Origin of the sequence: Streptomyces sp. NBC_01283 (genome assembly GCF_041435335.1) — a bacterium.
Lineage (GTDB): Bacteria > Actinomycetota > Actinomycetes > Streptomycetales > Streptomycetaceae > Streptomyces.
In genome coordinates, this window is record NZ_CP108430.1 from 7449616 (window position 1) to 7476582 (window position 26967).

Annotated in this window: 25 protein-coding genes and 7 tRNA genes; 20 read left to right on the forward strand and 12 right to left on the reverse strand. The window is 72.5% G+C overall.

All coding sequences use genetic code 11. From position 1 onward, the window contains the following. From OG302_RS33805 to OG302_RS33825, 5 genes are all read left to right on the forward strand, one after another. Entirely contained in the window at nucleotides 1–645 is a 645-nt protein-coding gene (locus OG302_RS33805; protein ID WP_371530237.1) for a GNAT family N-acetyltransferase, read from the forward strand. A gap of 120 nt (nucleotides 646–765) precedes the next feature. Continuing rightward, nucleotides 766–1977: a precorrin-6y C5,15-methyltransferase (decarboxylating) subunit CbiE gene (gene cbiE, locus OG302_RS33810; protein ID WP_371530238.1), complete on the forward strand. Its 1212-nt coding sequence runs from the start codon at nucleotides 766–768 to the stop codon at nucleotides 1975–1977. A gap of 354 nt (nucleotides 1978–2331) precedes the next feature. Next, entirely contained in the window at nucleotides 2332–6237 is a 3906-nt protein-coding gene (gene cobT / locus OG302_RS33815; protein ID WP_371530239.1) for a nicotinate-nucleotide--dimethylbenzimidazole phosphoribosyltransferase, read from the forward strand. Between the two features lie 161 nt (nucleotides 6238–6398). Next, nucleotides 6399–7631, forward strand: a complete 1233-nt coding sequence (gene cobA / locus OG302_RS33820) for a uroporphyrinogen-III C-methyltransferase (protein ID WP_371530240.1) — start codon at nucleotides 6399–6401, stop codon at nucleotides 7629–7631. An 85-nt stretch (nucleotides 7632–7716) separates the two neighbouring features. Next, nucleotides 7717–8535: a TrmH family RNA methyltransferase gene (locus OG302_RS33825; protein ID WP_371530241.1), complete on the forward strand. Its 819-nt coding sequence runs from the start codon at nucleotides 7717–7719 to the stop codon at nucleotides 8533–8535. On the opposite strand, the gene OG302_RS33830 is transcribed toward OG302_RS33825, so the two are convergent. Next, on the reverse strand, nucleotides 8526–9833 hold the full coding sequence (locus tag OG302_RS33830; protein ID WP_371530242.1) for a serine/threonine-protein kinase: 1308 nt from the start codon (nucleotides 9831–9833) through the stop codon (nucleotides 8526–8528). The two genes, OG302_RS33825 and OG302_RS33830, sit on opposite strands and share 10 nt — an antisense overlap. Nucleotides 9834–10034: 201 nt before the next feature. Between OG302_RS33830 and OG302_RS33835 the strand changes: the two genes are divergently transcribed. The 4 genes from OG302_RS33835 (at nucleotide 10035) to OG302_RS33850 (ending at nucleotide 12278) form a co-directional block, all read left to right on the forward strand. Then, entirely contained in the window at nucleotides 10035–10331 is a 297-nt protein-coding gene (locus tag OG302_RS33835) for a hypothetical protein (protein WP_371530243.1), read from the forward strand. A 198-nt stretch (nucleotides 10332–10529) separates the two neighbouring features. After that, nucleotides 10530–10736, forward strand: a complete 207-nt coding sequence (locus OG302_RS33840; protein WP_371530244.1) for a hypothetical protein — start codon at nucleotides 10530–10532, stop codon at nucleotides 10734–10736. Between the two features lie 228 nt (nucleotides 10737–10964). Then, nucleotides 10965–11903, forward strand: a complete 939-nt coding sequence (locus OG302_RS33845; RefSeq protein WP_371530245.1) for an aminoglycoside phosphotransferase family protein — start codon at nucleotides 10965–10967, stop codon at nucleotides 11901–11903. Between the two features lie 69 nt (nucleotides 11904–11972). Beyond that, nucleotides 11973–12278: a zf-TFIIB domain-containing protein gene (locus OG302_RS33850; RefSeq protein WP_371530246.1), complete on the forward strand. Its 306-nt coding sequence runs from the start codon at nucleotides 11973–11975 to the stop codon at nucleotides 12276–12278. Between the two features lie 54 nt (nucleotides 12279–12332). On the opposite strand, the gene OG302_RS33855 is transcribed toward OG302_RS33850, so the two are convergent. From OG302_RS33855 to OG302_RS33875, 5 genes are all read right to left on the reverse strand, one after another. Next, nucleotides 12333–12407 (reverse strand) — tRNA-Val (locus tag OG302_RS33855). A gap of 29 nt (nucleotides 12408–12436) precedes the next feature. Continuing rightward, nucleotides 12437–12508, reverse strand: a tRNA-Val gene (locus OG302_RS33860). 42 nt (nucleotides 12509–12550) lie between these two features. Continuing rightward, a tRNA-Val gene (locus OG302_RS33865) sits at nucleotides 12551–12622 on the reverse strand. Nucleotide 12623: 1 nt separating this feature from the next. Further along, nucleotides 12624–12697: transfer RNA gene (locus OG302_RS33870), tRNA-Cys, on the reverse strand. 39 nt (nucleotides 12698–12736) lie between these two features. After that, a tRNA-Gly gene (locus OG302_RS33875) sits at nucleotides 12737–12809 on the reverse strand. 163 nt (nucleotides 12810–12972) lie between these two features. On the opposite strand from OG302_RS33875, the gene OG302_RS33880 reads away from it, so the two are divergent. The 3 genes from OG302_RS33880 to OG302_RS33890 all read left to right on the forward strand — a co-directional run bounded on the left by OG302_RS33880 (nucleotide 12973) and on the right by OG302_RS33890 (nucleotide 15751). After that, nucleotides 12973–14031: a chorismate-binding protein gene (locus tag OG302_RS33880; protein WP_371750317.1), complete on the forward strand. Its 1059-nt coding sequence runs from the start codon at nucleotides 12973–12975 to the stop codon at nucleotides 14029–14031. Next, nucleotides 14031–14852 (forward strand): aminotransferase class IV, encoded by an 822-nt coding sequence (locus OG302_RS33885; RefSeq protein WP_371530247.1) that lies wholly within the window; start codon nucleotides 14031–14033, stop codon nucleotides 14850–14852. Before OG302_RS33880 ends, OG302_RS33885 begins: the two co-directional genes overlap by 1 nt. Before the next feature lie 74 nt (nucleotides 14853–14926). Continuing rightward, a complete protein-coding gene (locus OG302_RS33890; protein WP_371530248.1) occupies nucleotides 14927–15751 on the forward strand; it encodes a GNAT family N-acetyltransferase in 825 nt (274 codons plus the stop codon). Here the strand turns inward: OG302_RS33890 and OG302_RS33895 are convergent. Then, a complete protein-coding gene (locus OG302_RS33895; RefSeq protein ID WP_371530249.1) occupies nucleotides 15748–16290 on the reverse strand; it encodes a DsbA family protein in 543 nt (180 codons plus the stop codon). The two genes, OG302_RS33890 and OG302_RS33895, sit on opposite strands and share 4 nt — an antisense overlap. Nucleotides 16291–16489: 199 nt before the next feature. Here OG302_RS33895 and OG302_RS33900 point away from each other — a divergent pair, with 199 nt between their 5' ends. After that, a complete protein-coding gene (locus OG302_RS33900; protein ID WP_371530250.1) occupies nucleotides 16490–16933 on the forward strand; it encodes a hypothetical protein in 444 nt (147 codons plus the stop codon). A 41-nt stretch (nucleotides 16934–16974) separates the two neighbouring features. Here the strand turns inward: OG302_RS33900 and OG302_RS33905 are convergent, their stop codons facing one another. Then, the gene (locus OG302_RS33905) at nucleotides 16975–18513 is read right to left on the reverse strand and encodes a DUF4874 domain-containing protein (RefSeq protein ID WP_371530251.1); all 1539 of its coding nucleotides are present in this window, start codon (nucleotides 18511–18513) and stop codon (nucleotides 16975–16977) included. 203 nt (nucleotides 18514–18716) lie between these two features. On the opposite strand from OG302_RS33905, the gene OG302_RS33910 reads away from it, so the two are divergent. Continuing rightward, nucleotides 18717–18887: a hypothetical protein gene (locus OG302_RS33910; protein WP_361834430.1), complete on the forward strand. Its 171-nt coding sequence runs from the start codon at nucleotides 18717–18719 to the stop codon at nucleotides 18885–18887. 49 nt (nucleotides 18888–18936) lie between these two features. Here the strand turns inward: OG302_RS33910 and OG302_RS33915 are convergent, their stop codons facing one another. Together OG302_RS33915 and OG302_RS33920 are read right to left on the reverse strand one after the other, a co-directional pair. Then, nucleotides 18937–19509: a CGNR zinc finger domain-containing protein gene (locus tag OG302_RS33915; RefSeq protein ID WP_371530252.1), complete on the reverse strand. Its 573-nt coding sequence runs from the start codon at nucleotides 19507–19509 to the stop codon at nucleotides 18937–18939. 228 nt (nucleotides 19510–19737) lie between these two features. After that, nucleotides 19738–20151: an SsgA family sporulation/cell division regulator gene (locus tag OG302_RS33920; RefSeq protein WP_003959770.1), complete on the reverse strand. Its 414-nt coding sequence runs from the start codon at nucleotides 20149–20151 to the stop codon at nucleotides 19738–19740. Nucleotides 20152–20342: 191 nt separating this feature from the next. Between OG302_RS33920 and OG302_RS33925 the strand changes: the two genes are divergently transcribed. Together OG302_RS33925 and OG302_RS33930 are read left to right on the forward strand one after the other, a co-directional pair. Further along, complete coding sequence (locus OG302_RS33925; RefSeq protein WP_371530253.1) at nucleotides 20343–20774, forward strand: TIGR02611 family protein; 432 nt, start codon at nucleotides 20343–20345, stop codon at nucleotides 20772–20774. 66 nt (nucleotides 20775–20840) lie between these two features. Further along, nucleotides 20841–20912 (forward strand) — tRNA-Val (locus OG302_RS33930). Nucleotides 20913–21028: 116 nt separating this feature from the next. Here OG302_RS33930 and OG302_RS33935 read toward each other — a convergent pair. Next, on the reverse strand, nucleotides 21029–23524 hold the full coding sequence (locus tag OG302_RS33935; RefSeq protein WP_371530254.1) for an SCO7613 C-terminal domain-containing membrane protein: 2496 nt from the start codon (nucleotides 23522–23524) through the stop codon (nucleotides 21029–21031). Nucleotides 23525–23616: 92 nt separating this feature from the next. Here OG302_RS33935 and OG302_RS33940 point away from each other — a divergent pair, with 92 nt between their 5' ends. Together OG302_RS33940 and OG302_RS33945 are read left to right on the forward strand one after the other, a co-directional pair. Continuing rightward, the gene (locus OG302_RS33940) at nucleotides 23617–24063 is read left to right on the forward strand and encodes an SRPBCC family protein (protein WP_371530256.1); all 447 of its coding nucleotides are present in this window, start codon (nucleotides 23617–23619) and stop codon (nucleotides 24061–24063) included. A 62-nt stretch (nucleotides 24064–24125) separates the two neighbouring features. Then, a tRNA-Val gene (locus tag OG302_RS33945) sits at nucleotides 24126–24197 on the forward strand. A gap of 61 nt (nucleotides 24198–24258) precedes the next feature. On the opposite strand, the gene OG302_RS33950 is transcribed toward OG302_RS33945, so the two are convergent. Continuing rightward, complete coding sequence (locus tag OG302_RS33950; RefSeq protein ID WP_371530257.1) at nucleotides 24259–24984, reverse strand: 3'-5' exonuclease; 726 nt, start codon at nucleotides 24982–24984, stop codon at nucleotides 24259–24261. 169 nt (nucleotides 24985–25153) lie between these two features. On the opposite strand from OG302_RS33950, the gene OG302_RS33955 reads away from it, so the two are divergent. Both OG302_RS33955 and OG302_RS33960 read left to right on the forward strand, forming a co-directional pair. Next, nucleotides 25154–25720, forward strand: coding sequence for a DUF4365 domain-containing protein (locus OG302_RS33955; RefSeq protein WP_361834447.1), 567 nt, complete (start codon nucleotides 25154–25156; stop codon nucleotides 25718–25720). Continuing rightward, nucleotides 25717–26958: a hypothetical protein gene (locus OG302_RS33960; RefSeq protein ID WP_371750318.1), complete on the forward strand. Its 1242-nt coding sequence runs from the start codon at nucleotides 25717–25719 to the stop codon at nucleotides 26956–26958. Before OG302_RS33955 ends, OG302_RS33960 begins: the two co-directional genes overlap by 4 nt. Nucleotides 26959–26967: the final 9 nt, after the last annotated feature.

Genomic DNA, 26967 nt, shown 5'->3' on the forward strand with positions numbered 1-26967 from the left:
ATGACAACCACCCTCCCCGACATCTCCATCAGCACGGAGCGGTTGGTGCTGCGCCCGTTCGAGGAAGCCGACGTCTCCGCGTACACGGAGATGATGAACGACGAGATGGTCACCGCCTGGACCTCCGTGCCCCAGCCCTACACCGAGGCCGACGCCCGCGACTGGATCAACCGCCTCGCACCCGCCGAGCGCACCGAGGGCCGCGGAATCGCCCTCGCCGTCACGGAGTTCCTCACCCAGCGCCTGGTCGGCATCGTCCAACTGCGCGACATCGACTGGCGCGTACGCTCCAGCGAACTCAGTTACGTCGTCGCCCCCTGGGCCCGCGGCGAGGGCTACGCGTCGGAGGCGGCGCTCGCCACCGCCCAGTGGCTCTTCAACGACCAGCGCTTCGAGCGGATCGAGCTGCGCACCGCCGCCGACAACACCGCGGCCCAGCAGGTCGCGCAGAAGATCGGCTGCATCAGCGAGGGAGTCCTGCGGGGCGCCTGGATAGCGCGTACGCGCAACGGCGGGGATCCGTTCGGCGGCTGGCTCGAGGTCCGCACCGACCTCATCGTGTGGAGCCTGCTCCCCGAAGATCTGGAAGGAGTGGGCGAGCAGCTCGCCGACAGCGGGTTCACGGCTTTCTCCGACTGGAACTGACCGCCGGGGCGTCACGCCGGTCCAGCAGGTACGCTCGCCCCTGGCCGCACGCGGTTGTCCCCTACACGCGATGCCCGGCCCCCCTCAGACGATCCGCGAGACTCCAGGAGACAGACGACGATGGCCGACCGCGTCACGGTGATCGGCTGGGACGGCTCGCCGCTGACCGCCGCCGCGCGCTCGGCGCTCGGCGCCGCCACACTCGTCGCGGGCGCCGCCCACCACCTCGCGCTCGGCGAGGTGCCGCGGGCCGCGGAAAGGATCCGCCTGGGCAGCGTGAGCCTGGCCGCCCGCCGCATCGCCGCCCACCGCGGCACCGCGGTGGTCCTGGCCGATGGCGACCCCGGGTTCTTCGGCGTCGTCCGCACGCTGCGCGCCCCCGAGTACGGCCTCGAGGTCGAAGTGGTGCCCGCCGTCTCCTCCGTCGCCCAGGCCTTCGCCCGCGCCGGGATGCCCTGGGACGACGCCGAGGTCGTGGTCGCCCACCCGCGCACCCTGCGCCGCGCGGTGAACGTCTGCCGCGCGCACCCCAAGGTCGCCGTCCTCACCTCGCCCGGAGCGGGCCCGGCCGAGCTCGGCCTGCTGCTCCAGGGCGTGCACCGCACCTTCGTGATCTGCGAGGAGCTCGGCACCGAGCGCGAACAGGTCACCGTCCTCACCTCGGACAAGGCCGCCGACCACACCTGGCGCGACCCGAACGTCGTCATCGTCATCGGCGGCCCGGCCGCCGCCTCCGACACCGGCTGGATCGCGGGACGCGACCCGGGGACCCCGCGCGGCTGGGCGCTGCCCGCCCCCGCCTACGGCGGCGACGCCCAGCTCGGCGAGGGCGAGAGCGACCGCCTGCGGGCCGTCCAACTCGCCCGCGTCGGCCCGCGCGTGGGCGATCTGGTCTGGGACATCGGCTGCGGCAGCGGCGCCTTCGCCGTGGAGGCGGCACGTTTCGGCGCCGCCGTCATCGCCGTCGACGCCGACCCCGACGCCTGCGCCCGCACCACGGCGGTCGCCCGCCACTTCGGCGTACAGCCGGAGATCGTGCACGGCACGGCGCCGCACATCCTCGAAGACCTGCCCGAGCCCGATGTCGTACGGATCGGGGGCGGGGGAGCCGAGGTGGTCTCCGCCGTCGCCGACCGCCGCCCGGCGCGCATCGTGACGCACGCGTCGACCCGTGACGCGGCCGAACTCATCGGCAGGGGCCTGACGGAGCACGGATACGCGGTCGAATGCGCGCTGCTCCAGTCCGTCGAACTCGACACGCGCGCGTGGACGGAGCGGGAGCGGACCGTGGTCTTCCTGCTCTCCGGACAGTTGCCCGATCGCGCCCCGTGACCCTGCTGCCGCACGGTGCGGGGTAGGCTGGCCGATCGTTGTACCGCACCCGAGTGTCCGGCAAATAGTTGGTCAATGTCCGGAAAGCTCGCCCGTTTTGGGGGGTGTGTGGTACGGCAGGACCGGAGGGCGCGCAACGTGGCGCAGCCCACAGCGGGCCGTTGCGGATCAAGCCGCCGCGGTGGCAGGCCACCCGGGACAATGCCTGTTGTCCGTACGCGGTTCGTGCCGCGTGGCGCGCACGCTCGTTGAGATTGACGGGCGGTTGGTGCGCCGCTCCGGGCGATGGGGCTTCCCCGGCCGAAGGCTGAGGGGCGGTCGAAGAAGCACTAACCGATGGGCGAGGGGTTACGCATGACCGACACCGGCCAGGTCCCGGGCGAGGGACTGCCGGAGAACGCAGGCATGGTGGAGCAGCCGGGCGTCCCCGCCCCGGGCGCGTACACCTACCTCGACCCCTCCGAGAATCCCGCCGAGAGCGTCGCCCCCGCGGATGATGACGACCTGTTGCTGATGCCGGGTGCCCAGGGCGCCTGGAGCGAGCCGACGTCGGCCCAGCCGCAGCCGGGTCAGCCGGTGGCTGTCGGGCAGGGTGTGGGCCAGCCGGTGGCGGACGCTTCGCTCGGGGGCCAGTACGCCGCCGGGCAGCCGGTGGCCGGCCAGCCCGGTGTCGATCCTTCCGCGGCGGACCAGCCGCAGCCCATGCCCGATCAGTCCGTCGGCGGCCAGCACGCGGCGGCCCCGCAGGCGTTCGCCCAGCAGTCGGCCGCCCAGCACGCGGTCGGGCAGCAGTCGGTCGGGCAGCCGCAGGCCATGCATCAGCCGGGCCCGCACGAGACGGCCGGCCGTGACAGCGGCTCGGTCGACCTGAACGGCGTCCAGCTGCCCGGTGCGGCCACCCCCGCGCCCGCGTCGCACCCCGGCCCGTCCCGCCGCCCGCTCCACCGGGGCCCGTCGGGTCCCGCCGTACCCGACGGCTCGGGCAGTCCCGTACGTTCCCTCGCCGACCGCGGACCGGCCGGTGCGCCGCAGCACGCCGCGCCCGTGCGGCACGCGGGGCCGCCCACCGTGGGGCCCGAGTACCTCGACATCCCGCGCGACGAGGAAGGGATGCTGCCGGGGCAGCAGCTCGGTGAGAACGCGCCGCAGGGCGCGACGCCGTGGACGCCTCAGCCGCAGCAGCCCCAGCACGCCCAGGGCTCCCAGTCTCCTCAGTACGGGCAGTCCGTGCAGTTCGTCGCACCAGCAGAAACGGTCGTCCCGGACGTCACTCCCGGCACTCCCGTCGCTCCCGTCACAGAGGGCATGCCGGAGGCGCAGGACGCACCGGACGCACCGGGCACGCAGGACGCGGTCGCGCCCGAGGCCCCGCAGCCCGCGCCGGCCGCCGAGACGCCGGCTGCCGCCTTCCCGCAGGCCGCGGATGCAGCCGACCTTGCGGCCGCGCAAGGTGCTGAGGCCGACGCCCAGTTCGCGCAGGCCGTCGCCGATGCCGGGCAGCCCGCGTTCGCCGTGGACGCCGAGCAGCCGTCGGCCGAGCAGCCCGCCGCCGTGGACCCGTCCGCGCCCGCCCCGGAAGCGAGCCAGGAGCCCGTGCACGCGCAGGGCTCCGGCCAGCCGCAGTTCGCCATGGCGGGCGCGCAGCCCTGGTCGGACGCGCCGCTCGCGGGCGCGGGACACGCGGCCCAGGGCCCGCACATCCCGCAGGCCCAGCAGGCCCAGCAGTACGCAGACGTCTCCGCGGCCCAGGCGCCGCAGGGCGAGGAGCTGCAGGGGGACCTGAACCCGCAGTCCTACGCCGCGCCCCAGGCCCCCGCGCCCCTCGGCCAGTTCGTGCCGGTCGAGGGCTCCGTGCCGACCACGCCTCACCTGGCACCGACGCCTCCGCACGCCCTGTCGGTCCCCCCGGAGTCCGTACCGCAGGCGTCCGTCCCTTCGGCGCCCGTACCGCCGGAGCACTTCGAGGCCCCGCAGCCTGAGGCCCCCGAGGCGCAGCCGCAGCCGCAACCCGTCGAGCCGGAGGCCGCCCTTCCGGCAGCCGGCATCCCGGAGACGCCGGCCACCCCGGAGGCCCCCGAGGCCCCCGAGGCCCAGGACCCCTCGGCTCTCCTCGAAGCCGCCGAAGCCGCCGAAGCCGCCGAAGCCGCAGAGCCCGCCGAAGCCGCCGAGATCGCCGCACCCGCCGAAACGCCCGAGGCCCCCCAGCCCGTCTCCCCCCAGCCCGAGGCCACCGTGCCCGCACCGCGTGACAGTGGAGAGGCCGTGGCCGTGGCGGCGACTCCCGCCCCGGACACGGCGGAGGAGCCCGAGGCCCCTGAGGCGCAGCCCGAGCCCGTCGAGGCGGAGGTCGCCCCTCCGGCAGTCGAGATCCTGGAGGCGTCGGCCGCTCCGGAGGCCCCCGAGCCCCTGGCCGTCGTCGAAGCCGGGCCCGTCCACGTGCCCGAGGCCGCCGACCCGGCGGAAGCCGCGGACGAGGCCGTCGTCCCCGAGCCCGTCGGGCAGCCGGAGCCGGTCCAGCAGTCGGAGGCGCCCGCCGCCCCCGCCTACGACGACGCCGAGCGCGAGGCCGTCCTGCGCGTCATGCGCGAACGCCGCGACATCCGCAACGGCTTCCGCAGCGACGCCATCCCGCACGAGGTGCTGCTCCGCGTCCTGGAGGCGGCCCACACGGCGCCCTCCGTGGGCCACTCGCAGCCCTGGGACTTCGTCGTCATCCGCTCGGCGGACACCCGCCGCACGATGCACGAACTGGCCATGCGCCAGAAGGACGCGTACGCGAAGTCGCTCCCCAAGGGCCGCGCGAAGCAGTTCAAGGAACTGAAGATCGAGGCCATCCTCGACACCCCGGTGAACATCGTCGTCACCGCCGACCCGACCCGCGGCGGCCGCCACACCCTCGGCCGTCACACGCAGCCGCAGATGGCCCCGTACTCCTCGGCCCTCGCGGTCGAGAACCTCTGGCTCGCGGCGCGCGCCGAGGGCCTGGGCGTCGGCTGGGTCAGCTTCTTCGACGAACGCGAGATGGTCAGGACCCTCGGCCTGCCCGAGCACCTCGAAGTGGTGGCCTATCTCTGTGTCGGTTACGTCGACGAGTTCCCCGAGGAGCCTGAGCTGATGCAGGCAGGCTGGTCCAAGCGCCGCCCCCTCTCCTGGGTGGTCCACGAGGAGACGTACGGCCGCCGTGCCCTGCCCGGCGAGGACCCGCACGACCTGCTCGCCGAGACCGTCTCCAACATCCGTCCGCTGGACGCGAAGGCGCTCGGTGAGGCGTGGGAGCGGCAGAAGCGGATGACGAAGCCGCCGGGCGCGCTCGGCATGCTGGAGATCATCTCCGCGCAGCTCTCCGGCCTCTCCCGGCAGTGCCCGCCGCCGATCCCGGAGCCCGCGGCCGTCGCGATCTTCGCGGGCGACCACGGTGTGCACGCCCAGGGTGTCACCGCCTGGCCCCAGGAGGTGACCGCGCAGATGGTCGCCAACTTCCTCGGCGGCGGCGCGGTCTGCAACGCCTTCGCCAACCAGGTGGGCGCCGAGGTCTGCGTCATCGACGTGGGCGTGGCCAGCGAACTCCCGGCCACCCCCGGTCTGTTGCCCCGCAAGATCCGCGCGGGCACGGCCGACATGACGACCGGCCCCGCACTGAGCCGCGAGGAGGTCAAGGCGGCCATCGAGGTCGGCATCGAGACCGCCCGCGACCTGGTGGCCGCGGGCAACAAGGCCCTGCTCACCGGCGAGATGGGCATCGCGAACACCACGGCGTCCGCGGCCCTCATCTCCGTCTACACGGACACCGACCCCGGCGAGGTGACCGGCCGAGGCACGGGCATCAACGACGAGATGCACAGCCGCAAGGTCGACGTCGTGCGCCGCGCCCTGGAGCTGCACCAGCCCGACCCTGCCGACCCGATCGGCGTCCTCGCGGCGATCGGCGGCCTGGAGCACGCGGCGATGGTGGGCCTGCTCCTCGGCGGCGCCTCCCTGCGTACGCCGGTCATCCTGGACGGCGTGAGCGCCGGCGCGGCGGCCCTGGTCGCCCGCGCCATCGCCCCCGAGGTCCTCGCGGCCTGCATCGCGGGCCACCGCAGCGCGGAGCCGGGCCACGTGGCGGCCCTGAACAAGCTGGGCCTGCGCCCCCTGATCGACCTCGACCTCCGCCTGGGCGAGGGCACCGGCGCCCTGCTCGCCCTCCCGGTGGTGCAGAGCGCGGCCCGCGCGATGCACGAGGTGGCCACGTTCGACTCGGCGGGGGTAACGGAGAAGTAGCCGCGTTCTGGGGCGAAGCCCCGGTTGTCGGGGGGTAGGGGCGGGCTCGCGGAAAGAGCCCGCCCCTACCCGCACCGTAAAGTGAACTCGCACGTAGAACCCGCACGTCAGCGCCGCTCCACCGCCGCAGCGGCAGCGCCCCGCACGAGGAGCCTCCCGCCATGGCCGAAAGCCCCGCCTACCCCGTAGGCCTCCGCCTCACCGACCGCCGCACGGTCGTCCTCGGCGGCGGCCAGGTGGCCCAGCGCCGCCTCCCCGCCCTGATCGCCGCGGGCGCCGACATCCACCTCGTGTCGCCGACGGCGACCCCTTCGGTGGAGGCGATGGCGGACGCGGGGGAGATCACCTGGGAGCGCCGCCGCTACGAGACAGGCGACCTCAAGGACGCCTGGTACGCCCTCATCGCCACCAGTGACGGCGAGGCCAACAGGGCCGCTTCCGCGGAGGCCGAAGCCCACCGCGTCTGGTGCGTCCGCTCGGACGACGCCGACGCCGCCACCGCGCTGACCCCCGCGACCGGCCGCTCCGAGGGCGTCACGGTCGCCGTCCTCACCACGGACATCCACGGCCGCGACCCCCGCCGCACCGCGGCCATCCGCGACGCGGTCGTCGAGGGCCTGCGCGACGGCACCCTCGTGGCACCCCACCACCGCACCCGCACCCCCGGCGTCGCCCTCGTCGGCGGCGGGCCCGGCGACCCCGACCTCATCACGGTCCGCGGCCGTCGTCTCCTCGCCGAGGCGGACGTGGTCATCGCCGACCGGCTCGGCCCCCGCGACCTGCTCGCCGAACTCCCGCCGCACGTCGAGGTGATCGACGCGGCGAAGATCCCGTACGGGCGCTTCATGGCCCAGGAGGCCATCAACAACGCCCTCATCGAGCACGCGAAGCAGGGCAAGTCGGTCGTGCGTCTCAAGGGTGGCGACCCCTTCGTCTTCGGGCGCGGCATGGAAGAGGCCCAGGCGCTGGCCGAGGAGGGCATCGCCTGCACCGTGGTCCCCGGCATCTCCAGCTCGATCTCGGTGCCCGGCGCGGCGGGCATCCCCGTCACGCATCGCGGCGTCGCCCATGAGTTCACGGTGGTCAGCGGCCACGTGGCCCCGGACGACGAGCGCTCCCTGGTCGACTGGGCGGCCCTGGCCAAGCTGCGCGGCACCCTCGTGGTCCTGATGGGCGTGGACAAGATCGGCAAGATCGCCGAGACGCTCACCTCGCACGGCAGGTCGCCCGAGACCCCCGTCGCCCTGATCCAGGAGGGCACCACCGCGGCCCAGCGCCGCGTGGACGCCACCCTCGCCACCGTCGCCGCCGAGGTCGCCGCGCACGAGGTGAGGCCCCCGGCCGTCATCGTCATCGGCGACGTGGTGAACGTGGGCCCCGACGGTTCCGCCTAGCCACCCCGACCCCTCGAGTAACCATCGGTAACCCAACCCGTTCCCAGGCGTTGGCACCACACCCAGGACAAGGCAGTATCACCCTGTGGCTGATCTCATCACCGTTGACGACCCCACCGACCCGCGCCTGCGCGACTACACGGGCCTGACCGACGTCGAACTGCGCCGCAAGCGCGAGCCCGCCGAAGGCCTCTTCATCGCCGAGGGCGAGAAGGTGATCAGACGCGCCAAGCAGGCGGGCTACGAGATGCGCTCGATGCTGCTCTCCGCCAAGTGGGTCGACGTCATGCGGGACGTCATCGACGAGGTCCCGGCCCCGGTGTACGCGGTCAACCCCGACCTGGCCGAGCAGGTCACCGGCTATCACGTGCACCGCGGCGCCCTCGCCTCGATGCAGCGCAAGCCGCTGCCGACGTCGGACGAACTCCTCACCACGGCGCGCCGCGTCGTCGTCATGGAGTCGGTCAACGACCACACCAACATCGGCGCGATCTTCCGCAGTGCAGCCGCCCTCGGCATGGACGCGGTCCTGCTCTCACCGGACTGCGCGGATCCGCTCTACCGCCGCTCGGTGAAGGTCTCCATGGGCGCGGTCTTCTCCGTCCCCTACGCCCGCCTCGAATCCTGGCCGAAGGGTCTGGATGGCGTACGCGAGGCGGGGTTCAACCTCTTGGCGCTCACCCCGGACGACAAGGCGAAGACCCTGGACGAGGCGGCGCCCCACCGCATGGACCGGGTCGCACTGATGCTCGGCGCGGAGGGCGAGGGCCTCACCACGAAGGCCCTGATGGCAGCCGACGAATGGGTCCGCATCCCGATGGCCCACGGCGTCGACTCGCTGAACGTGGGAGCGGCGGCCGCGGTCGCGTTCTACGCGGTGGCGACGGGCCGCCCTCAGCTCTGAGGGCCCGGCCCCGGGTCCTGCCGCTGGCTCTGCTGTACGTCGCGCACCTCGTGCGCGCCGCTGCCGCCGAGCCCGCGCGCGGGCCCCTGGCATCCCTGGGCCGCCGCGATCCCCAGGGCCACGAGCAGCGTCACGACCACGAAGACGAAGAGCCGCTGGCGCAGCAGCCGCGGGTTGGCGGGCCGCCGGGCGCCGCCTGAGCGCGTGGTGTTCCGGGCCTGCCCGGGACGTGAACCGGATCGCGAGGAACCGGATCCGGCCCGCGAGGAACTGGGCCGGGCCGAATTCGGGCGCGAGGAACCCGTGCGCGAGCCCCCGGTCCGCGGGGAACTCGGCCGTGACGAACTGGGCCGGGGCGGGGGAGTGCCCTGCGGATGACGCCGCTGCGTGCGCTGGTCCGCGTACTCCTCGGCCATCCGTCCCGTCGGACGGTCCTGGTCCTGCCGGGGCGCGGGCGGCCGCGGGTCCGTCAGGCCCTGTGCCTCACGGGCCGCGATCTCCTTGAGCCTGAGTGACAGTTGGAGCGTGCTGGGACGCTCCTCCGGGTCCTTGGCGAGGCAGGCCCTGATCAGCGGGGCGAGGGCGTCCGGCACCCCGCCGAGCTGCGCCTCCTCATGGACGACGCGGTAGAGCATGACCTCTGAACTGCCGTGCCCGAAGGGTGAGTCCGCCATCCCCGCGTACGCAAGGGTGGCGCCGAGGGCGAACACGTCCGTGGCGGGCGTGACGGCGGCACCGCGCACCTGTTCGGGCGCGAGGAATCCGGGCGAGCCGACGGCGGTGCCCACATGGGTCAGTGTCGAGGCGCCGGTGGCCCAGGCGATGCCGAAGTCGATGATCCGCGGCCCCTTCGGGGACAGCAGGATGTTCGACGGCTTCAGGTCGCGGTGCACGACCCCGGCTTCATGTACGGCGACGAGGCCTTCGGCGAGCGCCGAGCCGACGACCGCCACGTCGGCCGCGGAGAGCGGACCCTCGGCGGCGACCTTGTCGTGCAGGGAGGGCCCGGGGACGTACTGCGTGGCGAACCACGGCCGGTCGGCGTCGAGATCGGCGGCGACGAGCCGCGCGGTACAGCCGCCGCGGATGCGGCGGGCCGCGGAGACCTCGCGCGCGAAGCGCGATCTGAACTCCTCGTCCTCCGCCAGATCGGGCCGGATCACCTTGAGGGCGACGCGCTGCCCCCGCCGGTCCGACCCCAGGTAGACGACACCCATGCCGCCGGCGCCCAGCCGCCTGTGCAGTCTGAACGAGCCGACGACACGCGGGTCCTCGCGCCGGAGCCGCATCATCGCCATGTCCATCCCCGCTGCCCGGTCCGTTGTCGTGCCACAGCTTACGTTTCCGTGGCCGGGCAGGTGCAGAGGCCGCGCCCTCACGGCCCGACCGATTGTCAGTGCCGGGTGGGAAACTTGAAGAGTGGTCAGGGCGCCGGGGGAGAGCGGCCGTTGTACAGGGCTTGCTCCCCAACCGTCCGTCGTTGAAGGGGGATTGATCCCGTGAAGGGTGATCGCGTGGAGATAGTCGTGGACGCCGGGGACACGACGCGGACGTACGAGGTGGTGGCGAGCCGGGCGGGCCGCCGGGTGGAGACAGCGGTGCGCAGAGGGGTGGTCGAAGTGAGCGAAGTCACCCTGGGGGTCCCCCCGCGTCCTTCAGGCAGCGGGGGAGGCTCCGTCGTGCGGACGGCACGGTTCATGGCGACCCGTGTCCTGGCTCTGGTCGAGCAGCCCATTCCGCGGGAGGACACCTCCGAGCAGGCGGCACGACCCCTCCGGGAAGACCCTGAGACCTAGGACCCCGTCTCCACCCATGGGAGTACGCGGGGGCCGATCGCTCATCCTCCGGGAGGCCCGCCAATCGGTACGAGGGCATGACGACCCACGCTTCGGGCGCACCTAGATTTGAGGTCAAGCGGCGGGTGCAGCACTCGTCCCCCGAGGTCCGACACCCGCCGCTGTCACATTCATACAGACTCGGTCAGGAGAGGAACCATGGCGGACACGGCACCGCGGGCAATGGTCCGCACGCAGGGACGTAAGGCTTTCGCCACGTTCGGCGTCCGCCCGTCCGGCACGCGCCATCCCTTGGTGGCGACGGCCATGGTTCTTCCTCTGGCGGCCCTGCTGGTGGTCGTCTTCGGCGGCTGGGACGCAGTGGTCACACAGGCGTCGTCCGTGGGCGTGATGCTGGGGCGCTGAGCGGCGCCCCGGGCCCGGATGAGCGGTCCGGGCGGGGACATCCGGCCAGGAAACCCCGTGGGGACGGGGGTGCGGCGGACGGCACGAGAAATGCCCGCGCAGCTGGGGAGCTGCGCGGGCACTTCTTTGTGCTGGGAGCCTGTGGGGTGCCGAGGGCTCCGCGGGGTTCTCCTGCGCCCCCCCCGCGTACGCTCGCGGGAGCATCGATCGACGTACCCCGGGGGATCCGTGACCGCCTTGCTGGCTGTGCTGACCGAGGAGGCCGGCCACGCGGCCCACCGGGCCCCGCGTCCCTGCGCGTGCGTGCCCGAAGTCGTCCTCGCGGACCGGGATGATGCCACGGTCGTCCGGCACGGGGACACCGTCGCCAAGGCGCACGCCCCTGGCACGGACCCCGCCGAGCTTGCGGTCCGTCTGCAGGTTGCCGCCGCCCTCCACGGCACCCTCCTCCCGCCGCTCGGCGATACCGCGATACCGCTGCACGGGCGCCTCGTCACCTGCTGGGAGGCCGGTACCCCGGTGGACCGCGACGACCCCGACGCCGCCCCCTGGGAAGCCGTGGCGACCCTCCTCGCCCGCCTGCACGCCACATCCCCCGCGGAACTCCCGCAGCCGCTCCCCGACATGCGCGGCCCCGCGAAGGCCGCCCGCGCGATGACGCGGATGCGGGCCGCGGGTCCGCACCCCGCGGCAGCCCCCGTCGAGCGCGCCTGGGCCACGCTGCCCGCCTGGGCCCGGGCCGAGGCGCCCGCACCGCCCCCCAAGCTCCTGTGCCACGGCGACCTCCATCTGGGCCAGCTCGTCCGCACACCCGCCGGGCGCTGGCTGCTCATCGACATCGACGATCTCGGCCTCGGCGACCCGGCCTGGGACCTGGCCCGCCCCGCCGCCTGGTACGCCTGCGGCCTCCTCGCCCCCGACGAGTGGACCCGCTTCCTCACCGCCTACCGCGCGGCACGCGGACCGGCGGTTCCGCCCGACGGCACGGACCCCTGGCCCGCCCTCGACGTACCGGCCCGCGCCCTCACCGCGCAGACAGCCGCCCTGGCCGTCGCCAAGTCCGTCAAGGAGAACCGGGCCCTGGACGAGGTGGAGCTGGCCGTGGTCGACGCCTGTGATCGAATGGCCGCCCTCCCACCGGAGTTGGAGCCCACCACCACGAAGTAGGGTGCAACGCACCGAAGCCGGGCAGAGTTCCGGCGAAACAGTCACGACCGGCGAGGAGTTGAGCCGACCATGCAGTGTCCCAAGTGCCACGCACCGATGCACACGTACAACCGCAATGGCGTCCAGATCGAGCAGTGCAGCGGTTGCCGCGGGATATTCCTCGACTATGGCGAGCTCGAGTCCCTGAGCCGGCTGGAGAGCCAGTGGGGCGGCCAGCAGGCCCCGCCCCCACCGCCCGCCCCGCAGGGCTACCCGGCCGCTCAGGCCCCGGCCTGGGGCGCTCCCCAGCACGGCGGCCACCACGGCGGTCACGGCGGGCACTACGGCCACCACAAGCGTCACCAGAGCTTCGGACACATGCTCTTCTCCTCCTGACCGGAGGAACGACGAAGCCCCCGGCCGTGGGAACGGCCGGGGGCTTCGTACGGGTGGTGCGCGATACTGGGATTGAACCAGTGACCTCTTCCGTGTCAGGGAAGCGCTCTCCCGCTGAGCTAATCGCGCGGGTCAACCTGCGTGTGCTGCGTACTGCGTGCGCGATACTGGGATTGAACCAGTGACCTCTTCCGTGTCAGGGAAGCGCTCTCCCGCTGAGCTAATCGCGCGGGTTCAGACCTCAGGAAGACGGAGCCTTCGAGAAGATCCAGTGGACGATACTGGGATTGAACCAGTGACCTCTTCCGTGTCAGGGAAGCGCTCTCCCGCTGAGCTAATCGTCCTTGGAGGTGGAGACGGGATTTGAACCCGTGTAGACGGCTTTGCAGGCCGTTGCCTCGCCTCTCGGCCACTCCACCAGGAGTGCGGGGGGTCGGGAAGATCCCCCACTTCCTGCGAGCGGACGACCAGGTTCGAACTGGCGACCTCAACCTTGGCAAGGTTGCGCTCTACCAACTGAGCTACGTCCGCTTGTCTTTCCCGGCCCGCTTGCGCGTCCCGGCGACGTGTTGAACTCTAGCGGATTCCTGGGCCAGTACAAAAACGCGTTTGCGCAGCGTGCTGCGCTGTCACCGGCCCGGGGCGCGACCGGGACACCGGTCATAGACTCACAGACGTGCACAGCGCCCCTCGGATGTCCTCCCGGCCGCCCTCCGGGGCGTCCCTGCCCATGGCGCGCTTCGGCGGCCTCCTCGCGACCGGCCTCAGGGACGTGACCAGCGATCCCTCGGCGCTGGACTCCCACGGCTTCTGGGCCGTCTCCGCGAACTTCGAGGGCGAACTGGTCTGTGCCCGCTTCGACGACGTACGCGCGGATCCGGTGCCCGCGCCGGTGCCCGGCGCGTGGCGGGGGCCCGCCGCAGGTGACTGGACGTCGTCGCTCGACCGCGCCGCGTATGTGGACGGGGTGCGTCGTGTGCGGGAACACATCGCGGCCGGAGACGTCTATCAGGCGAACCTCTGCCGCGTGCTGTCCGCGCCCGCCCCCGAGGACGCCGACGTGGACGCCCTGACGGCGCTCCTGGCGCGCGGGAACCCCGCTCCGTACGCCGGGACGATCCGCCTGCCGGACCACGGCGTCGAGATAGCCACGGCGTCGCCCGAGCTGTTCCTGCGGCGCGCGGGCGGTGTCGTCGAGTCGGGGCCGATCAAGGGGACGGGCCGGACCGAGGCGGATCTCCTGGAGAAGGACTACGCCGAGAACGTCATGATCGTGGACCTCGTCCGCAACGACCTCGGGCGGATATGCGTGACCGGCTCCGTGACCGTGCCCGACCTGTGCGTGGTCGAGAAGCATCCGGGCCTCGTCCATCTCGTCTCCACCGTCCGGGGCGAGCTGAGGCCCGGCGCCGGCTGGCCCGAACTCCTCGCGGCCGCCTTCCCGCCCGGGTCCGTCACCGGTGCCCCCAAGTCGAGCGCCCTGCGCATCATCGACGCCCTGGAGACCGCGCCCCGCGGCCCGTACTGCGGCGGCATCGGCTGGGTCGACGCCGACCGGGGCACCGGTGAACTGGCCGTCGGCATCCGCACCTTCTGGATCGACCGCGCGGAGGGCGTGCTGCGGTTCGGCACCGGCGCCGGGATCACCTGGGGCTCGGACCCCGAGGGGGAGTGGCGGGAGACCGAACTGAAGGCGGAACGGCTGCTGGCGGTAGCGTCGGGAGCGTACGAAGTGAGTGGAGGGACCCTTTAGTGAAGATCTGGCTCAATGGCGGCCTGCAGGACCTCGAGACGGCCCGCGTCTCCGTGCTCGACCACGGCCTGACCGTCGGTGACGGAATCTTCGAGACGGTGAAGTCGGTCGAGGGGCGGCCCTTCGCGCTGACCCGGCACCTGGACCGGCTCGCCCGTTCGGCACGTGGCCTCGGTCTGCCCGAGCCGGACCTCGACGAGGTGCGCGCGGCCTGCGCCGCCGTGCTCGACGCCAACCCGATGCCGCTGGGGCGACTGCGCATCACGTACACCGGAGGCCTCTCGCCGCTCGGCTCGGACCGGGGTGACCAGGGGCCGACGCTGATCGCCGCCCTCGGTGAGGTCAGCAGGCGACCCGACTCGACCGCCGTCATCACGGTGCCGTGGACCCGCAACGAGCGCGGCGCCCTGACCGGCCTGAAGACCACGTCGTACGCCGAGAACGTCGTCGCCCTCGCGCGCGCGAGCGAACAGGGCGCCACGGAGGCGCTGTTCGCCAACACGGTGGGGCAGCTCTGCGAAGGCACGGGGTCGAACGTCTTCGTGGTGCTCGACGGCGAGATCCACACGCCGCCGGTCGCCTCCGGGTGCCTGGCGGGCATCACGCGCGCGTTGGCCGTCGACTGGACGGGCGCGCGTGAGAGCGATCTGCCGTTCGACGTCCTGGACAGGGCCGACGAGGTGTTCCTGACCTCGACGCTCCGTGACGTGCAGGCCGTGCACCGGATCGACGGGCGCGAACTGCCGGGCGCACCGGGCCCCGTGACCGCCAAGGCGATGCGGATCTTCGGCGAGCGGGCGGCGGACGACCTCGACCCGTGAGCGGCCGGGCAAGAGGCCGCAACTGCTTGTAATCCACATGACGCACGAGCCGCAGGGCGGGTAGAACTCCACTGATGACCACGACCCTGCGGCCGACCGGGCCGCTTCAGCAGAGCGCTGACGGCGCCAAGTCACGCACATACGAAGTGCGCGTGAACAGCCGTCCTGTGGGCGGGATAGAACTCGCCACGCATCCCGTGTTCGGGCCCGGTGTCGCCGAGATGCGGGATCTGAGCATCAAGGAGCCCGACCGCAGACGCGGCCGTGCCACCGTGGCGGTGCTCGCCGCCGAGGAGGTGGCGCGCGGCTGGGGCTGCGAGCGGATCGAGGTGGCCGTGCCCGCCGAGGCCGCGGCGGCCCACCGCCTCGCCGTGTCCCTCGGCTACGTGGAGCGCAACCGCCAGATGGTCAAGCCCCTGACCGCCGGGCCGCCCGCGCTCCCGGAGGGCGTCGAGGGGCGGCCGATGACCGAGGACGAGTACGAGGTCTGGCTGGCCCGCGAGAAGGAGGACTACGCACAGACCTGGATCGAGCGCGGCGTCCCCGCGGCGGAGGCGCGCGCCAAGTCAGACGCCGACCACGCGGACCACCTGCCGCAGGGCATCGCCACCCCCGGTACCCGCCTCAGTGTGCTCACCCACGAGGGCACGGCGGTCGGCACCCTGTGGCTGGCGCGGCGCGGATCCGACGGGTTCGTCTTCGACGTCGCGGTCGACGAGGAGTACCGCGGACACGGCCACGGCCGGTCCCTGATGTTCCTCGCGGAGACCCAGGCGCAGGAGGCGGGCCTCGGCCGCCTGGGCCTCAACGTCTTCGCGGGCAACACCCCGGCCCTGCGCCTGTACGAGTCACTGGGCTTCGAGCCGGTCATGTACTACGTCTACAAGCAGCTGCTCTAGGTGTTCCTGGAGTCCTGGCCGGAGTCCGCGAGCAGGCGGTCCGCGATCTCCTCGATGCGCTCGCGCAGGCCCTCCTGGCTCTTGCCGCCGTCGAGGCGCTCGTCCCCGATGACGTACGTCGGCGTCCCGGTGACGCCGATCGCCTTGCCCTCGGCCTGGTCCGCGTCGACGATCAGCATGTGCCGGCCGTCGACGAGCGCGGTGTCGAACTCCTCCGCGTCCAGGCCCAGTTCACGCGCGGCCTCGACCAGGAAGGGTTCGCCCTTGCGGGTCAGCTCCTCGACCTTGCCGAGCACGGCCTCCACGTACGGCCAGCCCTGCCCTTGCTCGAAGGCCTCCTCGGCGGCCTGGGCGGCGGCGAAGGCGTGCTGGTGCTTCTCGAGGGGGAAGTGCCGGAGCCGCAGGTCGACGCGGTCGCCGTAGCGGGCACGGAGCGCGCGTACGTCATCGAGGGCGGTCCGGCAGTCCGGGCACTGCAGCTCGCACCAGATGTCGATGACGAGGGGGCCGGCGGGGGCCGCGGGGGCAGAGTCGCTCATGGGACACAGTCTTCCAGCCCCGTGTCCGCCTCCCAACCGGGGCCGGGGCGCCGACCGGAACCTACGGAGGAGACGGGACCCTGATATGTCCCTGAAGTCCGCTCGGAGCGTGGCCCGGGAGGGCCCACCCGGTGCAGGATGGAGGGGAAGACCGTGCCATTCAGGGCCACTGTCTACGCCCGCACGCCTGGAGGACCGGATGATTGCCGAGACCGTCTGTTCCGCCGTATCCGCGGCCGGCCTCGGCATTGCCGCGATCACGGCCTATCGCAAGCGTTTCCTCGCGGCCACGCGCCTCGCCGCCTACTCGCTGGTCCCGGTCGCCCTCGTGATGACCGGTGTCGTCGGATGGCTGTCGGACACCGCCTTCAGCATGAAGGCGTGGGCCGGCTTCGGGGTGCTCGGCGTCGCCTGGCTCCTCTTCATGATCACTCGCGCCGTGGAGCGCCGCTCCGGAGGCACCCGCAAGGAGCGCAAGGCCGCGAAGGCGGCCCAGCGCGACGCGGTGGCCCCCGCGGCGTCCGCACCCTCCCTGGGCCAGGGCGTCCGGCCGGCCGCCCAGCCCGCGGCTCAGCCGAAGGCCGCCGCGCCCAAGGAGGACTTCAGCGACATCGAGGCCATCCTGAAGAAGCACGGCATCTGAGCCCCGAGAGCGGATCACCACGGCACTCGTGCGCGAGGTGGTCAGCCGCCCAGCCGCACCCTCGCGACCACGTTCACGCCGTCGACCCACTCCACCGACCCGTTCGCGCACCGCACGGGACGCCCTTGGCCGGGGAAGGCGGGGTCGGGCAGGGCGAGACCCACGCGATGCGGGCCACGTGCCCCGGCGGGCAGGGCGAGCTCTCCGCGTACGGTCGCGACGGTCGGGCCCGCGTGGTCGTCCCCGGTCTCCGCACGCCCCTGCGGCCGCCAGTCGCGCCAGTCCGCCCCGGTGTCCGCCGAGGCCACCGTCCGCCCGTCCGCGTCCAGGAGCACGAGCCGTACGGGGCGCGGGTGCTTGGGCGCCGCGAAGCCCCGGTTGACCACGTCGACCTGCACCGGGAGCCGGCCGCGCCGGACGGCGGACAGGTCGTTGCGTGCCTCGCGCACCTCGATCCGGTAGCCCAGGTGATCCCGCAGGTACTCGAACTGCGTGCGTGCCACCGGCCGCCCGTCGTGCCCCTGGAAATAGCCGTCCGAGACCGGGAGCAGCGCCTCCGTGGCCTGCCGCTCGGTCAGCTCCGCCGCCTTCCAGGCCGGGACGGTCACCGTCGCGTTGTGCACCAGGGAGAGGCTGTCGAAGCGGAGCGTCTGCAACCGCCGCGCGGCGGCCACTCCCGGGATGACGGTGCTCCAGGCGTACGGATCCGCGCTCTGGCCCTTGTCCCAGGGCATCTCGCCGTCCACCATGCGGGTCTGCGAGACGTCGAGATAGCTGGGCCAGCCCGGGTTGCCGGGGACGTAGTAGTCCCACTCGCCCTCACCGAGCGTCACGTAGTCGTTGTGGAAACCGACCCGGTCCAGGATCGCCCTGTTGGTGATCATGTCGCGCTTCTCGGCGTAGCGGACCTGCGTGTGCAGTCCCGGCGGTAGTGCCTCGACGAGGGTCGTCATGATGGCGGTGACGGCGTCGGGGTAGGTCTCGTGCCGGTAGTGGCTCCCGTGCCACTCGCCCCAGGTGCCCAGGAAGCCGGCCTGCCAGACGGCCACCACATCGCTGTTGCGCGCGACGAGCGGCGCCAGCTGTCCGATGTGCCGCTGGATGTCCTGGACGGTGTAGCGGCGGTTGTCCCGCACGCCGTCGTCGTACACGAAGCGCAGGACCGCCGCGTACCCCTTGCGGCGCAGGCCTCGAAAGACGCTCTCGATGTTGTCCAGAGCGCTCTGCGGGATGGCGGAGGTCGCGAAGTCCCAGAGGTAGAAGTACAGCTGGGTGAGGTTCGCGCCGGGGCCGTACTCGCGCTCCAGGAGCTCCAGGGTCCGTGCGGCGTCGGGGGAGTGGTCCTGTTCGTTCGGCCAGGGGCTCGTCAGGTCCGCCGCGTTGTAGGACATCTCGTAGCGGAAACCGCGCCGGGGGTTGGCCAGCGGGGCGCGCCCCGCCGGGTCGTCGGGGCGGATGCCGCGATGGCGGACCCGTTGCCAGCCGACGGCCCGGACGGGCTTCGGGGCGGCGGACACGGCGGAAGCCCTGGGGAGCGGCACCAGCGCGGCAGCGGTCGTGCCGAGCGCGGTCGTCAACATCCGTCTGCGTTCGATGCCCATAAGAGTCCCTCGTTCGTGTGGACGGCGGTGCCGCCGAGTCTGACGAGGTGCGTCGCTGGTGGGCCATGGACGGAACGCGCGGGACGCTGGACTTTCGCAGGTCACGGAATGCGGCGAACTCCCGCGCTTTCCGGGCGTGTTGGTCATCGGCGCCTCCGGGACTGAGTCATCATCGCGGCGAGATGCTGGACACCGCACAGGGCGATGCCGCCCCGCCGACCGATGAGCGAGCCGCGACGGAAGAGCCCAAGGGCTGTCTGTTCGCGCTCTCCCAACCACCCCTGATGATCTTCCTGGCGGTGATCGGCGTTCTGATCCTGATGGGTTCGTTGCACGATCTGCTGCGGCTCTAGCGGGAGGTCTCGGCGGGGGAAAGTGCCGGGTGCGGGCCGCGGCAGGGGCTCAGCCCGCGGCTTCCTTGCGCCGGGCCCGGTAGGCGGCGACGTGCAACCGGTTGCCGCAGGTGCGGCTGTCGCAGTACCGGCGTGAGCGGTTGCGGGAGAGGTCGACGAAGGCGTGCCGGCAGTCGGGGGCCTCGCAGCGCCGCAGCCGCTCCTGCTCGCCGGCGACCACGAAGAAGGCGAGCGCCATCCCGCAGTCCGCCGCGAGGTGGTCGGCGATGGAGGCGCCGGGCGCGAAGTAGTGCACGTGCCAGTCGTAGCCGTCGTGGTCGGTGAGCCGGGGCGTGGTGCCCGCCGCCGCGATCAGTTCGTTGATCACTGCCGCCGCGGCCTGCGGCTCGGGCGCCGCGAAGACTTCCTGGAAGCGGCCCCGGATGTGCCGGACGCCGGCCAGGTCACGCTCCGTGAGTACCCCGACGTCGCTTATGTCGTGGCTTCGTACGAACTCGCCCAGGGCCGCCAGGTCCGCGAGCCCCTCCGTCCCGCCGCTCGCCGCACTCTCGGTGTCCGGTGCGGTGTTCACCAGATCGACCACGGCGTCGAGTGCGCACCGGGTGTCGTGGGTGATCAGCACGATTTGCTCCCTGGCCTGGGGGTGGTGGGGGTCCCTCCTTGCTCGTCGAGAGCGTGGAAGGGTGTCCGCCGGTGCTGGCCGATGCTAGCGGCTTCACGACACGACACACCGGCGCCGTCCCCGCGGGAATCCGCGGCGACGGCGCCGGTGCGTCTGCTCTGTGCGGTTGTCATGCCCGAGCCGTCGCCCCGAGTCGGACGGCGCCGGGCGCTCTCGCGCGGCCTGGAACTAACTTTCGGCCAGGATGTGCGAGAGCTCCGTATCCAGATCGAAGTGGCGGTGTTCCGTGCCGGGAGGCACGGCCGCGTCGGTTCGCTTCAGGAACGATTCCAGGGCCCGCGCCGGGGCCTCGAGCAGAGCCTCACCCTCGGGGGAACTCAGGGCGATGCAGACAACGCCCTGACCGTGGCTCCGGGACGGCCAGACTCGGACGTCGCCGGTACCGGTGGGCCGGTGCAGGCCCTCGGCGAGGAGGTCGCGGGCGAACACCCACTCGACGGTTTCCTCGGCTCCGGTGTGGAAGGTGGCGTGCACGGCATAGGGATCGGCCGTGTCATACCGCAGTCCTGCGGGTACAGGCAGTGAGGACTCGCTCGACACAACGAGGCGCAGGTGCAGCTCGCAGCTGACCGTGGTGTTCATAAGCGCCAGGGCCTTTCGCTCAGTGTGCGCTCGGGGATTCGCACGTCGGCGAAATCGACATGCCACCTACGGTGCCGTTGTAAACCCCTCTGAGGGTTTTGGGTGTCTTTAGGTAGCTCGTACGGCGGGTTGTTCGTTCGGTTGGTACAGCCATTCCAGTGACGGGTTTCCGTCCGGTAGGGTTGGGCCGTATGAATACGGGGAGTAACGAGCCGGAGGTTGCCGAAACAATCGTCGGCACGAAGGACGAACAGCCGCTCGGATCGCGTGCGCCGGAGTTCATCCAGGCCCGCAAGGCGCTGCACCTCAGCTGGCAGGTGGGCGTCTTCATCGTGGGCCTCGCCGTGGTGGCCGCGGGCATCGTGATGCTGCCGCTGCCCGGGCCCGGCTGGCTGGTGATCTTCGGCGGAATGGCGATCTGGGCGACCGAGTTCGTCTGGGCCCAGCTGGTGCTTCGCTGGACGAAGCGGAAGGTCACGGAGGCGGCGCAGCGTGCGCTCGACCCCAAGGTGCGCCGCCGGAACATCATCCTGACGACCATCGGCCTGGTGATCATCGCCGTGCTGGTCGGGATCTACGTCTGGAAGTTCGGCTTCGAGATGCCGTGGAAGATCAAGGAGTGACCCCCGGGTGACTCCGAGGCGGTCGGAGGCACCCGCTGACATGCGGTAATGTTCTCCGTGCGCCCGGGGCGATTAGCTCAGTGGGAGAGCGCTTCGTTCACACCGAAGAGGTCACTGGTTCGAACCCAGTATCGCCCACCCCGGAACTGCGGCCCGGAGGCTTAAAGCCTCCGGGCCGCAGTCGTATTCACTCGATTTCCCGTATGGCAGAAGGAAATTGATACTCCGTCGGCTGTCGCCGCGGAAAAGCGGAGTCAGTGCATTCTGCCGAGAACATCACGGACCCGGCGTGCGTCGCGCAGCCGCTGTTCGTACGTCGCGCCGATCGCGAGGAGCAGAAGCCCGGCGAGTGCCGGCGGCAGCCAGCGCGGCAGGGTGTCCACCACTTGGACGATGTAGGGCGCCAGTTCGTGCAGGGCGTCCAGGGCGAGGACCGTGCCGCCGAGCACCAGAGGCGCCTGCAGCCGGTGCCGGGCGCCCGCCAGCGTGATCAGCAGGGCCGCGATGCCGAGGAGCAGCGGACGCTGCCAGTGCGCGTCGCTCCAGGCAGCCACGAGGCTCGGCAGGAGGGTCGCCGCGAGGCCGGGACCGTAGGCCGTCCAGGAGGACGTCTCGGGGGCGCGGCGGAGGCGCAGGGCGCCGATCAGCAGAGCGGGGACGGTGACCGGCAGGGTGTAGGCCTCCGGGGTCGTGACGTCCCAGGCGACCAGCCGCACCCAGCTCGCCAGGAGGAACAGCACCCCGGCCGCGTACCCGGCCCGGCGGCGGTCCGTGCGGAGCGCGGTGCCCGCGGCGATGACCCCGCCGAGCGCGAGGGCCAGGGCGAGGGTCGCCGTGTGCCCGGCGGTGAGGACGATCGCGAGCCCGCCCGCGACCGCTCCGGTGATCTCGACCGGCGGTGTCAGCGGATGCGGGCCGAGCCGGGCGGCGGCGAGGGCGCCGAGCGCCGGGACGACGAGCACGAGCAGCCCGATGTGCTCCGGACGCAGGTCCCAGGCCGTGCCCGCGGCACACAGGAGCGCGGTGGCGTACGCGACGGTGGCGCAGGCGGCAGTGTGTGCGACGCCCGGCGCGGCGGTCCGGCCACGGGCGGCGAACACGGTCGCCGCCAGGAACAGCGCGGTCAGGGCGCCGAGGGTGCCGAGGGTCGCCTCAGTGCCGGCCAGTGCCAAGAACGCGACGCTCACCGAGGAGCTGACCGCGAGGCCCAGCGAAGTAAGACCGACTGACTTCGAGCCGACCCGCGACGCGACGGCCAGCAGGACGCCGGTCAGCGCGACATACGCCGACACCCCGATCGCGTACGGGAGTCGCAGTGCGGACGGGAGGACGAGGAGGGCGGCCCAGGCGAGGGCCAGGGCGCTGCAGCGGGCGGCACTGAGGGCGTCGAGGGGCGGTGTGCTCGTGGGCGCCGCGGCGGGACCCGCGCCAGGAGCTGAGGCAGGGGCGGCCGCAGTGTGGCCCTGTGGTGCCTCCCCAGGGAGTTCGAGGGCCGGGAGCAGGAGTCGGTTCGCCGTGAACAGGACTCCGGCGACGGTGGCGAGCACGAGTGCTGCCATGACGGGGTGCTGCACGGGCAGTCCGGGGAGGGCGAGCGCGTCGCCCATGTCCCGCGGTGCGCCCGACCATGCCTTCGCCGCCCGATTCGCGGGACCAAGGAGAGCGGTGACGAACGCCGGAAGCGTCCACAGTGCCGCGAGCGCCTGCACCAGGAGCGCCGCACCGGCGATGCCGCGCAGGACCGGGCGTGGCAGTGCGGTACGGCTGACCGCCAACAGCGCGACGGCGCACACCAGATAGGCGGGGACCGTCCAGGCGGCGGGCAGTGCCTCGCGCAGCACGCCACCGGTCGCGGCGGCGATGAGCAGACCGCCCGCGAACGCCGTGGCCGTAGCCGCCGGGGGCTCCGCGATCAGCCATGCCGCCACCAGCGCGATCGACGCGCCCAGCATCAGGAGTGCCCCGGCCCCTGCCGCGGCGGGCAGATCCGCGGCCGACCAGGACAACTGGCCGGCGGCCAGAGCGCCCCACAGCCCCGTGGCGCAGGCGCCGACGGTCGCGACGGTGCGGATGACCGGATCGCTCACCCGCAGTGCGACGGCGGCATCGAGCGCCGCCGTCACCAGAAGGGCCGCCGCCGTCGCGTGGTCACCCGCGTCCGCGGCCCGCGCCCAGAGGAACAGGGGAAGCTGACCGGTCGCCACGGCCAGCGGCAAGGGCAGCCGCAGCGAGCGGAAGGAGAGGCCGTACGCCGTCCACAGCGCGGCCAGCACGGCGGACGCCGCCGCGGTGTAGCCGAGGGCATCGGCCCGCGGCAGGGCGACGGCATGGACGGCGTATGCGTCGAGGACGGTCAGGGCGAGGCCGAGCGCGGCCACCGTCTCCGCCGTCGAGCGCAGCTTCCGGCGCAGCAGCAGCACGGGCACGCCGAGCGCCGTCAGCGTCACGGCCGCGAGGACCGCGCTGCGCCCGCCGATGCCCAGGTGCCCCCAGCTCACCAGCGTGAAGGCGACCGCCGCGATCGTCAGGAGGATGCCGCCGAGGGTGAGCAGCGCGTTCTGCACGTTCGGCGGTGTGGCCTCGGGAGCACGGACCTGCCGTGGAGGAGGAGGCGCGGGCGTGGCAGCCCTCTGGAGGGCGCCGATCAGCCAGGCGCGGCGTTGCAGCAACTGCGTCCTGCGCGCGTCGAGTCCGCGCAGCTCCAGGTCGAGGATGCGGAGCTCCTCGGCCGGGGACGGAATGTTCGTCATGTCCGTGGAGTGTGGTCCAGGACACGTCGCCGGGCATGGGCGCGGATACTCAGTACGTACTCAGATCGGCGCCTTGGCGGCAGACTCGGTCCATGGACTGGAGTCACTACCGCTTCCGCAGTGTCTGGAACGTGCCCGCGCCACCCGCCGACGTGTACGCCGTCCTCGAACGCGCCGAGGACTATCCGGCGTGGTGGCCGCAGGTGCGGGAGGTGACCCCCCTCGACGACCACACCGGCACCGCGCGCTTCCGCTCCCTGCTGCCGTACGACCTGTTCGTCACCGCCGAGGAACGGCGCCGCGACCCGGCCGCCGGGATCCTGGAGATCGTGATGAGCGGGGATCTGGACGGCTGGGCGCGCTGGACCGTCACGGCGGTGGCGGGCGGGACGCGGGCCCTCTACGACCAGGAAGTGGTGGTGCGCAAACCGCTGATGCGTCGCCTCGCCGTCCCCGGGAGGCCCGTCTTCCTCCTCAACCACGCGCTGATGATGCGCGGGGGCGAGCGAGGCCTGAAGGCGCACCTCAGCGGAGACTGAGGGCTTTCGCGGAAGCGGTTTGAAGGAAACCCGCGAAGACCTGTAGTGTTCAGTCCGTTCCCGGGCGATTAGCTCAGTGGGAGAGCGCTTCGTTCACACCGAAGAGGTCACTGGTTCGAACCCAGTATCGCCCACCCGGAGAATGCCGGTCCGTCACCGACGGACCGGTTTTTTCATGCCCGAAGGCAGCATGTGTCAGGCGGCTGCCGGAAGTTCGGGACGCAGCGGCCATGCCGGATCCACCGTCTCCGGCGTACCACTGCGCGCGAACCAGGCCTGCAGACCGCGCGCCTGCGCCGCGTGCCACACCGCCTGCAACGCGTGCAGCTCGGCCGCCGAGAGCCGTTCGAGGCGGGACGCGAAACGCTTTCCCACGGCTCGTACGACATCCAGCGCGGCCTGTGCGTCGGCCGCCGCGTCATGCGCCTCGTCCAGCTCCACCGCGTAGTGCGCGCACAGATCGGTGAGCGTGCGGCGGCCCTTGCGGTACCGGTCGAGCTGCTTGTCCAGGACCCGCGGATCCAGGACGCACAGCGGTGAGCCCGCCATGTAGTGATCGAGGGACGACGCGCGATGCCTGCGCAACTCCCGGTCCAGGATCGTCAGATCGAACGGTGCGTTCATGACGACAATGGGGCGGCCCGCGGCGCCCTGTTCCGCCAGTTCCCTGGCTATCTCCTCCATCACCGGGGCGGGCCATCGGCCGTTGTGCTGCAGATGCTCCTCCGTCAGGCCGTGCACCGCGGTGGCGCCCTCGGGCACCGGAACGCCCGGGTTCACCAGCCAGCGCGTGATCCGCGGGCGGGTGCCCGCACCTTGTTGGACGACGACGGCGGCCGACACAATGCGGTCGGTCTCGACGTCGACGCCCGTGGTCTCCGTGTCGAATGCGGCCAAGGGCCCCTCGTACCAGCACGTCATAGTGACGCAACTCCTCGATCATGTCCGGCAGATGGCTTTTCTCCCCCTGCCCACACCGGTGATACCCGGGCCGTTTGCGCTGTACGCGGCCCGGAGACAACAGAGGTACAGGGCTTGGAAGTTGACCGGCCCGATGCGGGGATTCACTGGTTCGGAAGGCTCGTTGGACATGGCGCTCGCGCAGCCCGAACAGGGTGGGCTGCTGCCCGAGCGGATCGCACCGCCGCGCGGCACACTCGCCACCACCGCCTGTATGGAGACCCTTCAGGTGGGTTATCTGCACGCTGTCGCCGCCGCGGCGGGGTGCTCGCTCTCCCAGCCCTTTCCCGACAACGGCATCGACTGGCACGTCAGCCACAGCGCCCCCGGGCACACGGTCGACGACGAAGTCACCATCAAGGTGCAGCTCAAGTGCACCTACCAGATACCGCCGAACCCGGCGGGTCCGGCTTTCTCCTTCACTCTCGACAACCCCCACCTGGAGAAGCTCGCCCGCACCCCGGTCTCGGTGCACAAGATCCTGGTCGTGATGCTCGTGCCCCGGTCGCAGGACGACTGGCTGCGCGCGAGCCATGACCGGCTCGACCTGCGGCACTGCTGCTACTGGACCAACCTCGCCGGACACCAGGTGACCGGCCGGCGCAGGACCACCGTCCGTGTCCCGACCTCGCGGATCTTCGACGACAGGGCCCTCTGCGAGATCATGACGCGGGTCGGGACGGGAGGGAGACCCTGATGCACCGCCCCATGGAAGAGCCACTACGCCCCGTCCGCCCCCACCCCGTCGAAGCCGCGGCCGGCTGGCCCGGCCCGCAGACGCCGCTGGGTCCCCCCGAGCCCTCGCACGTCGACCCCGCCGTGCTCGGCGCACTGCTCGCCCGGCACGGCTGGCGCCGGCGCGGGGGAGCGGCCGGACGCTACGCCCGCTGGACCCCGCCGGGGCCAGGCGGTGGCGGCACGAGTCTGCTGGTCCCGGAGAACAGGGCCTTCCCGGACTGCGAGGACCTGCTCGGCGAGGCGCTCACCGCCCTGGCGCGCAGCGCGTCGCCGTCCGCGCGCGACGTGCTCGTCGGGCTCACCGTGCCCAGCGACGAGATCCGCTGGTGCCGGGACGTCCCGGCCGGTCCCGCGGGCGCGGCCACCTGGACGGCGGAGGAACAACTGCGCTCGGCGGCACGGCAGATGCTGCTCGCCGGAGCCCTCGCGGCGCGCGGCCGTGCCGGGTACTACGGTGCGCGGCACCGCGGACCCGCCGCCGCGTCCCTGGAGAGCGTCCTGGTGGGGCCCGCTCCGGGCGGGCGGCAGCTCACCGCGTTCGTGCCCGTCCTGACCGGGCGGCTCCTCGCTGTACGGCTGCATCAGGCGCTGTACGCGGTCCGCGAGGCCGTGGACTACCAGCGCGCCACGGGTGGCATGGACGCGTTCGACGGCGCCGTCGAGGCAGGCGTCAGCCATGAGCTGACGGAGGCCGTCGTCGCCCTGGTGCGGGGCACGGAAGGGGCGCGGGTCGCGGTGGACTGGGCGCCCGCGGCCGGGGTGCCCGAGGGGTGCGCCGTCGACGCCGAGCCCGTCGAGTTCTCGCCCGGTGACCTGACGGTGCTGCGGGAGGCGAGCGCCCGCTATCTGCGGGACGAGCCGGCGATGCCGGTGCGGATCACGGGGGCCGTGGTGCGGATGCGGCGGTCGGGGCCGCGGGGTGACGGCACGGTGCGGGTCCGGGTGCTCGCGGGCGCCGACGTCCCCCACGTACGCATGACCCTTGACGAGGAGTCGTACCGCATCGCGGGCCATGCCCATCTGGTGGGGCTGCCGATCCGGGTGCACGGACGGCTGGAGAGCAGGGGCGGGTTCCGGCGGCTCACCGGGGCCTCCGGCGTGGTGCCCGTGCAGGTGGACGAGGGGGAGAAGGACCGCCTGATGAAGTCGCTCCAGGAGAATCTCGACTTCTTCGAGGAGGCGTGCAGCGGGGACTGAGGCGGGGTG

Coding starts and splice junctions, on each gene's coding strand:
- OG302_RS33805 (WP_371530237.1), top strand. CDS start 1: ATGACAACCACCCTCCCCGACATCTCCATCAGCACGGAGCGGTTGGTG.
- cbiE (WP_371530238.1), top strand. CDS start 766: ATGGCCGACCGCGTCACGGTGATCGGCTGGGACGGCTCGCCGCTGACC.
- cobT (WP_371530239.1), top strand. CDS start 2,332: ATGACCGACACCGGCCAGGTCCCGGGCGAGGGACTGCCGGAGAACGCA.
- cobA (WP_371530240.1), top strand. CDS start 6,399: ATGGCCGAAAGCCCCGCCTACCCCGTAGGCCTCCGCCTCACCGACCGC.
- OG302_RS33830 (WP_371530242.1), bottom strand. CDS start 9,833: ATGGCGATGATGCGGCTCCGGCGCGAGGACCCGCGTGTCGTCGGCTCG.
- OG302_RS33840 (WP_371530244.1), top strand. CDS start 10,530: ATGGCGGACACGGCACCGCGGGCAATGGTCCGCACGCAGGGACGTAAG.
- OG302_RS33850 (WP_371530246.1), top strand. CDS start 11,973: ATGCAGTGTCCCAAGTGCCACGCACCGATGCACACGTACAACCGCAAT.
- OG302_RS33880 (WP_371750317.1), top strand. CDS start 12,973: ATGTCCTCCCGGCCGCCCTCCGGGGCGTCCCTGCCCATGGCGCGCTTC.
- OG302_RS33890 (WP_371530248.1), top strand. CDS start 14,927: ATGACCACGACCCTGCGGCCGACCGGGCCGCTTCAGCAGAGCGCTGAC.
- OG302_RS33895 (WP_371530249.1), bottom strand. CDS start 16,290: ATGAGCGACTCTGCCCCCGCGGCCCCCGCCGGCCCCCTCGTCATCGAC.
- OG302_RS33900 (WP_371530250.1), top strand. CDS start 16,490: ATGATTGCCGAGACCGTCTGTTCCGCCGTATCCGCGGCCGGCCTCGGC.
- OG302_RS33905 (WP_371530251.1), bottom strand. CDS start 18,513: ATGTTGACGACCGCGCTCGGCACGACCGCTGCCGCGCTGGTGCCGCTC.
- OG302_RS33910 (WP_361834430.1), top strand. CDS start 18,717: ATGCTGGACACCGCACAGGGCGATGCCGCCCCGCCGACCGATGAGCGA.
- OG302_RS33920 (WP_003959770.1), bottom strand. CDS start 20,151: ATGAACACCACGGTCAGCTGCGAGCTGCACCTGCGCCTCGTTGTGTCG.
- OG302_RS33925 (WP_371530253.1), top strand. CDS start 20,343: ATGAATACGGGGAGTAACGAGCCGGAGGTTGCCGAAACAATCGTCGGC.
- OG302_RS33935 (WP_371530254.1), bottom strand. CDS start 23,524: ATGACGAACATTCCGTCCCCGGCCGAGGAGCTCCGCATCCTCGACCTG.
- OG302_RS33940 (WP_371530256.1), top strand. CDS start 23,617: ATGGACTGGAGTCACTACCGCTTCCGCAGTGTCTGGAACGTGCCCGCG.
- OG302_RS33950 (WP_371530257.1), bottom strand. CDS start 24,984: ATGACGTGCTGGTACGAGGGGCCCTTGGCCGCATTCGACACGGAGACC.
- OG302_RS33955 (WP_361834447.1), top strand. CDS start 25,154: ATGGCGCTCGCGCAGCCCGAACAGGGTGGGCTGCTGCCCGAGCGGATC.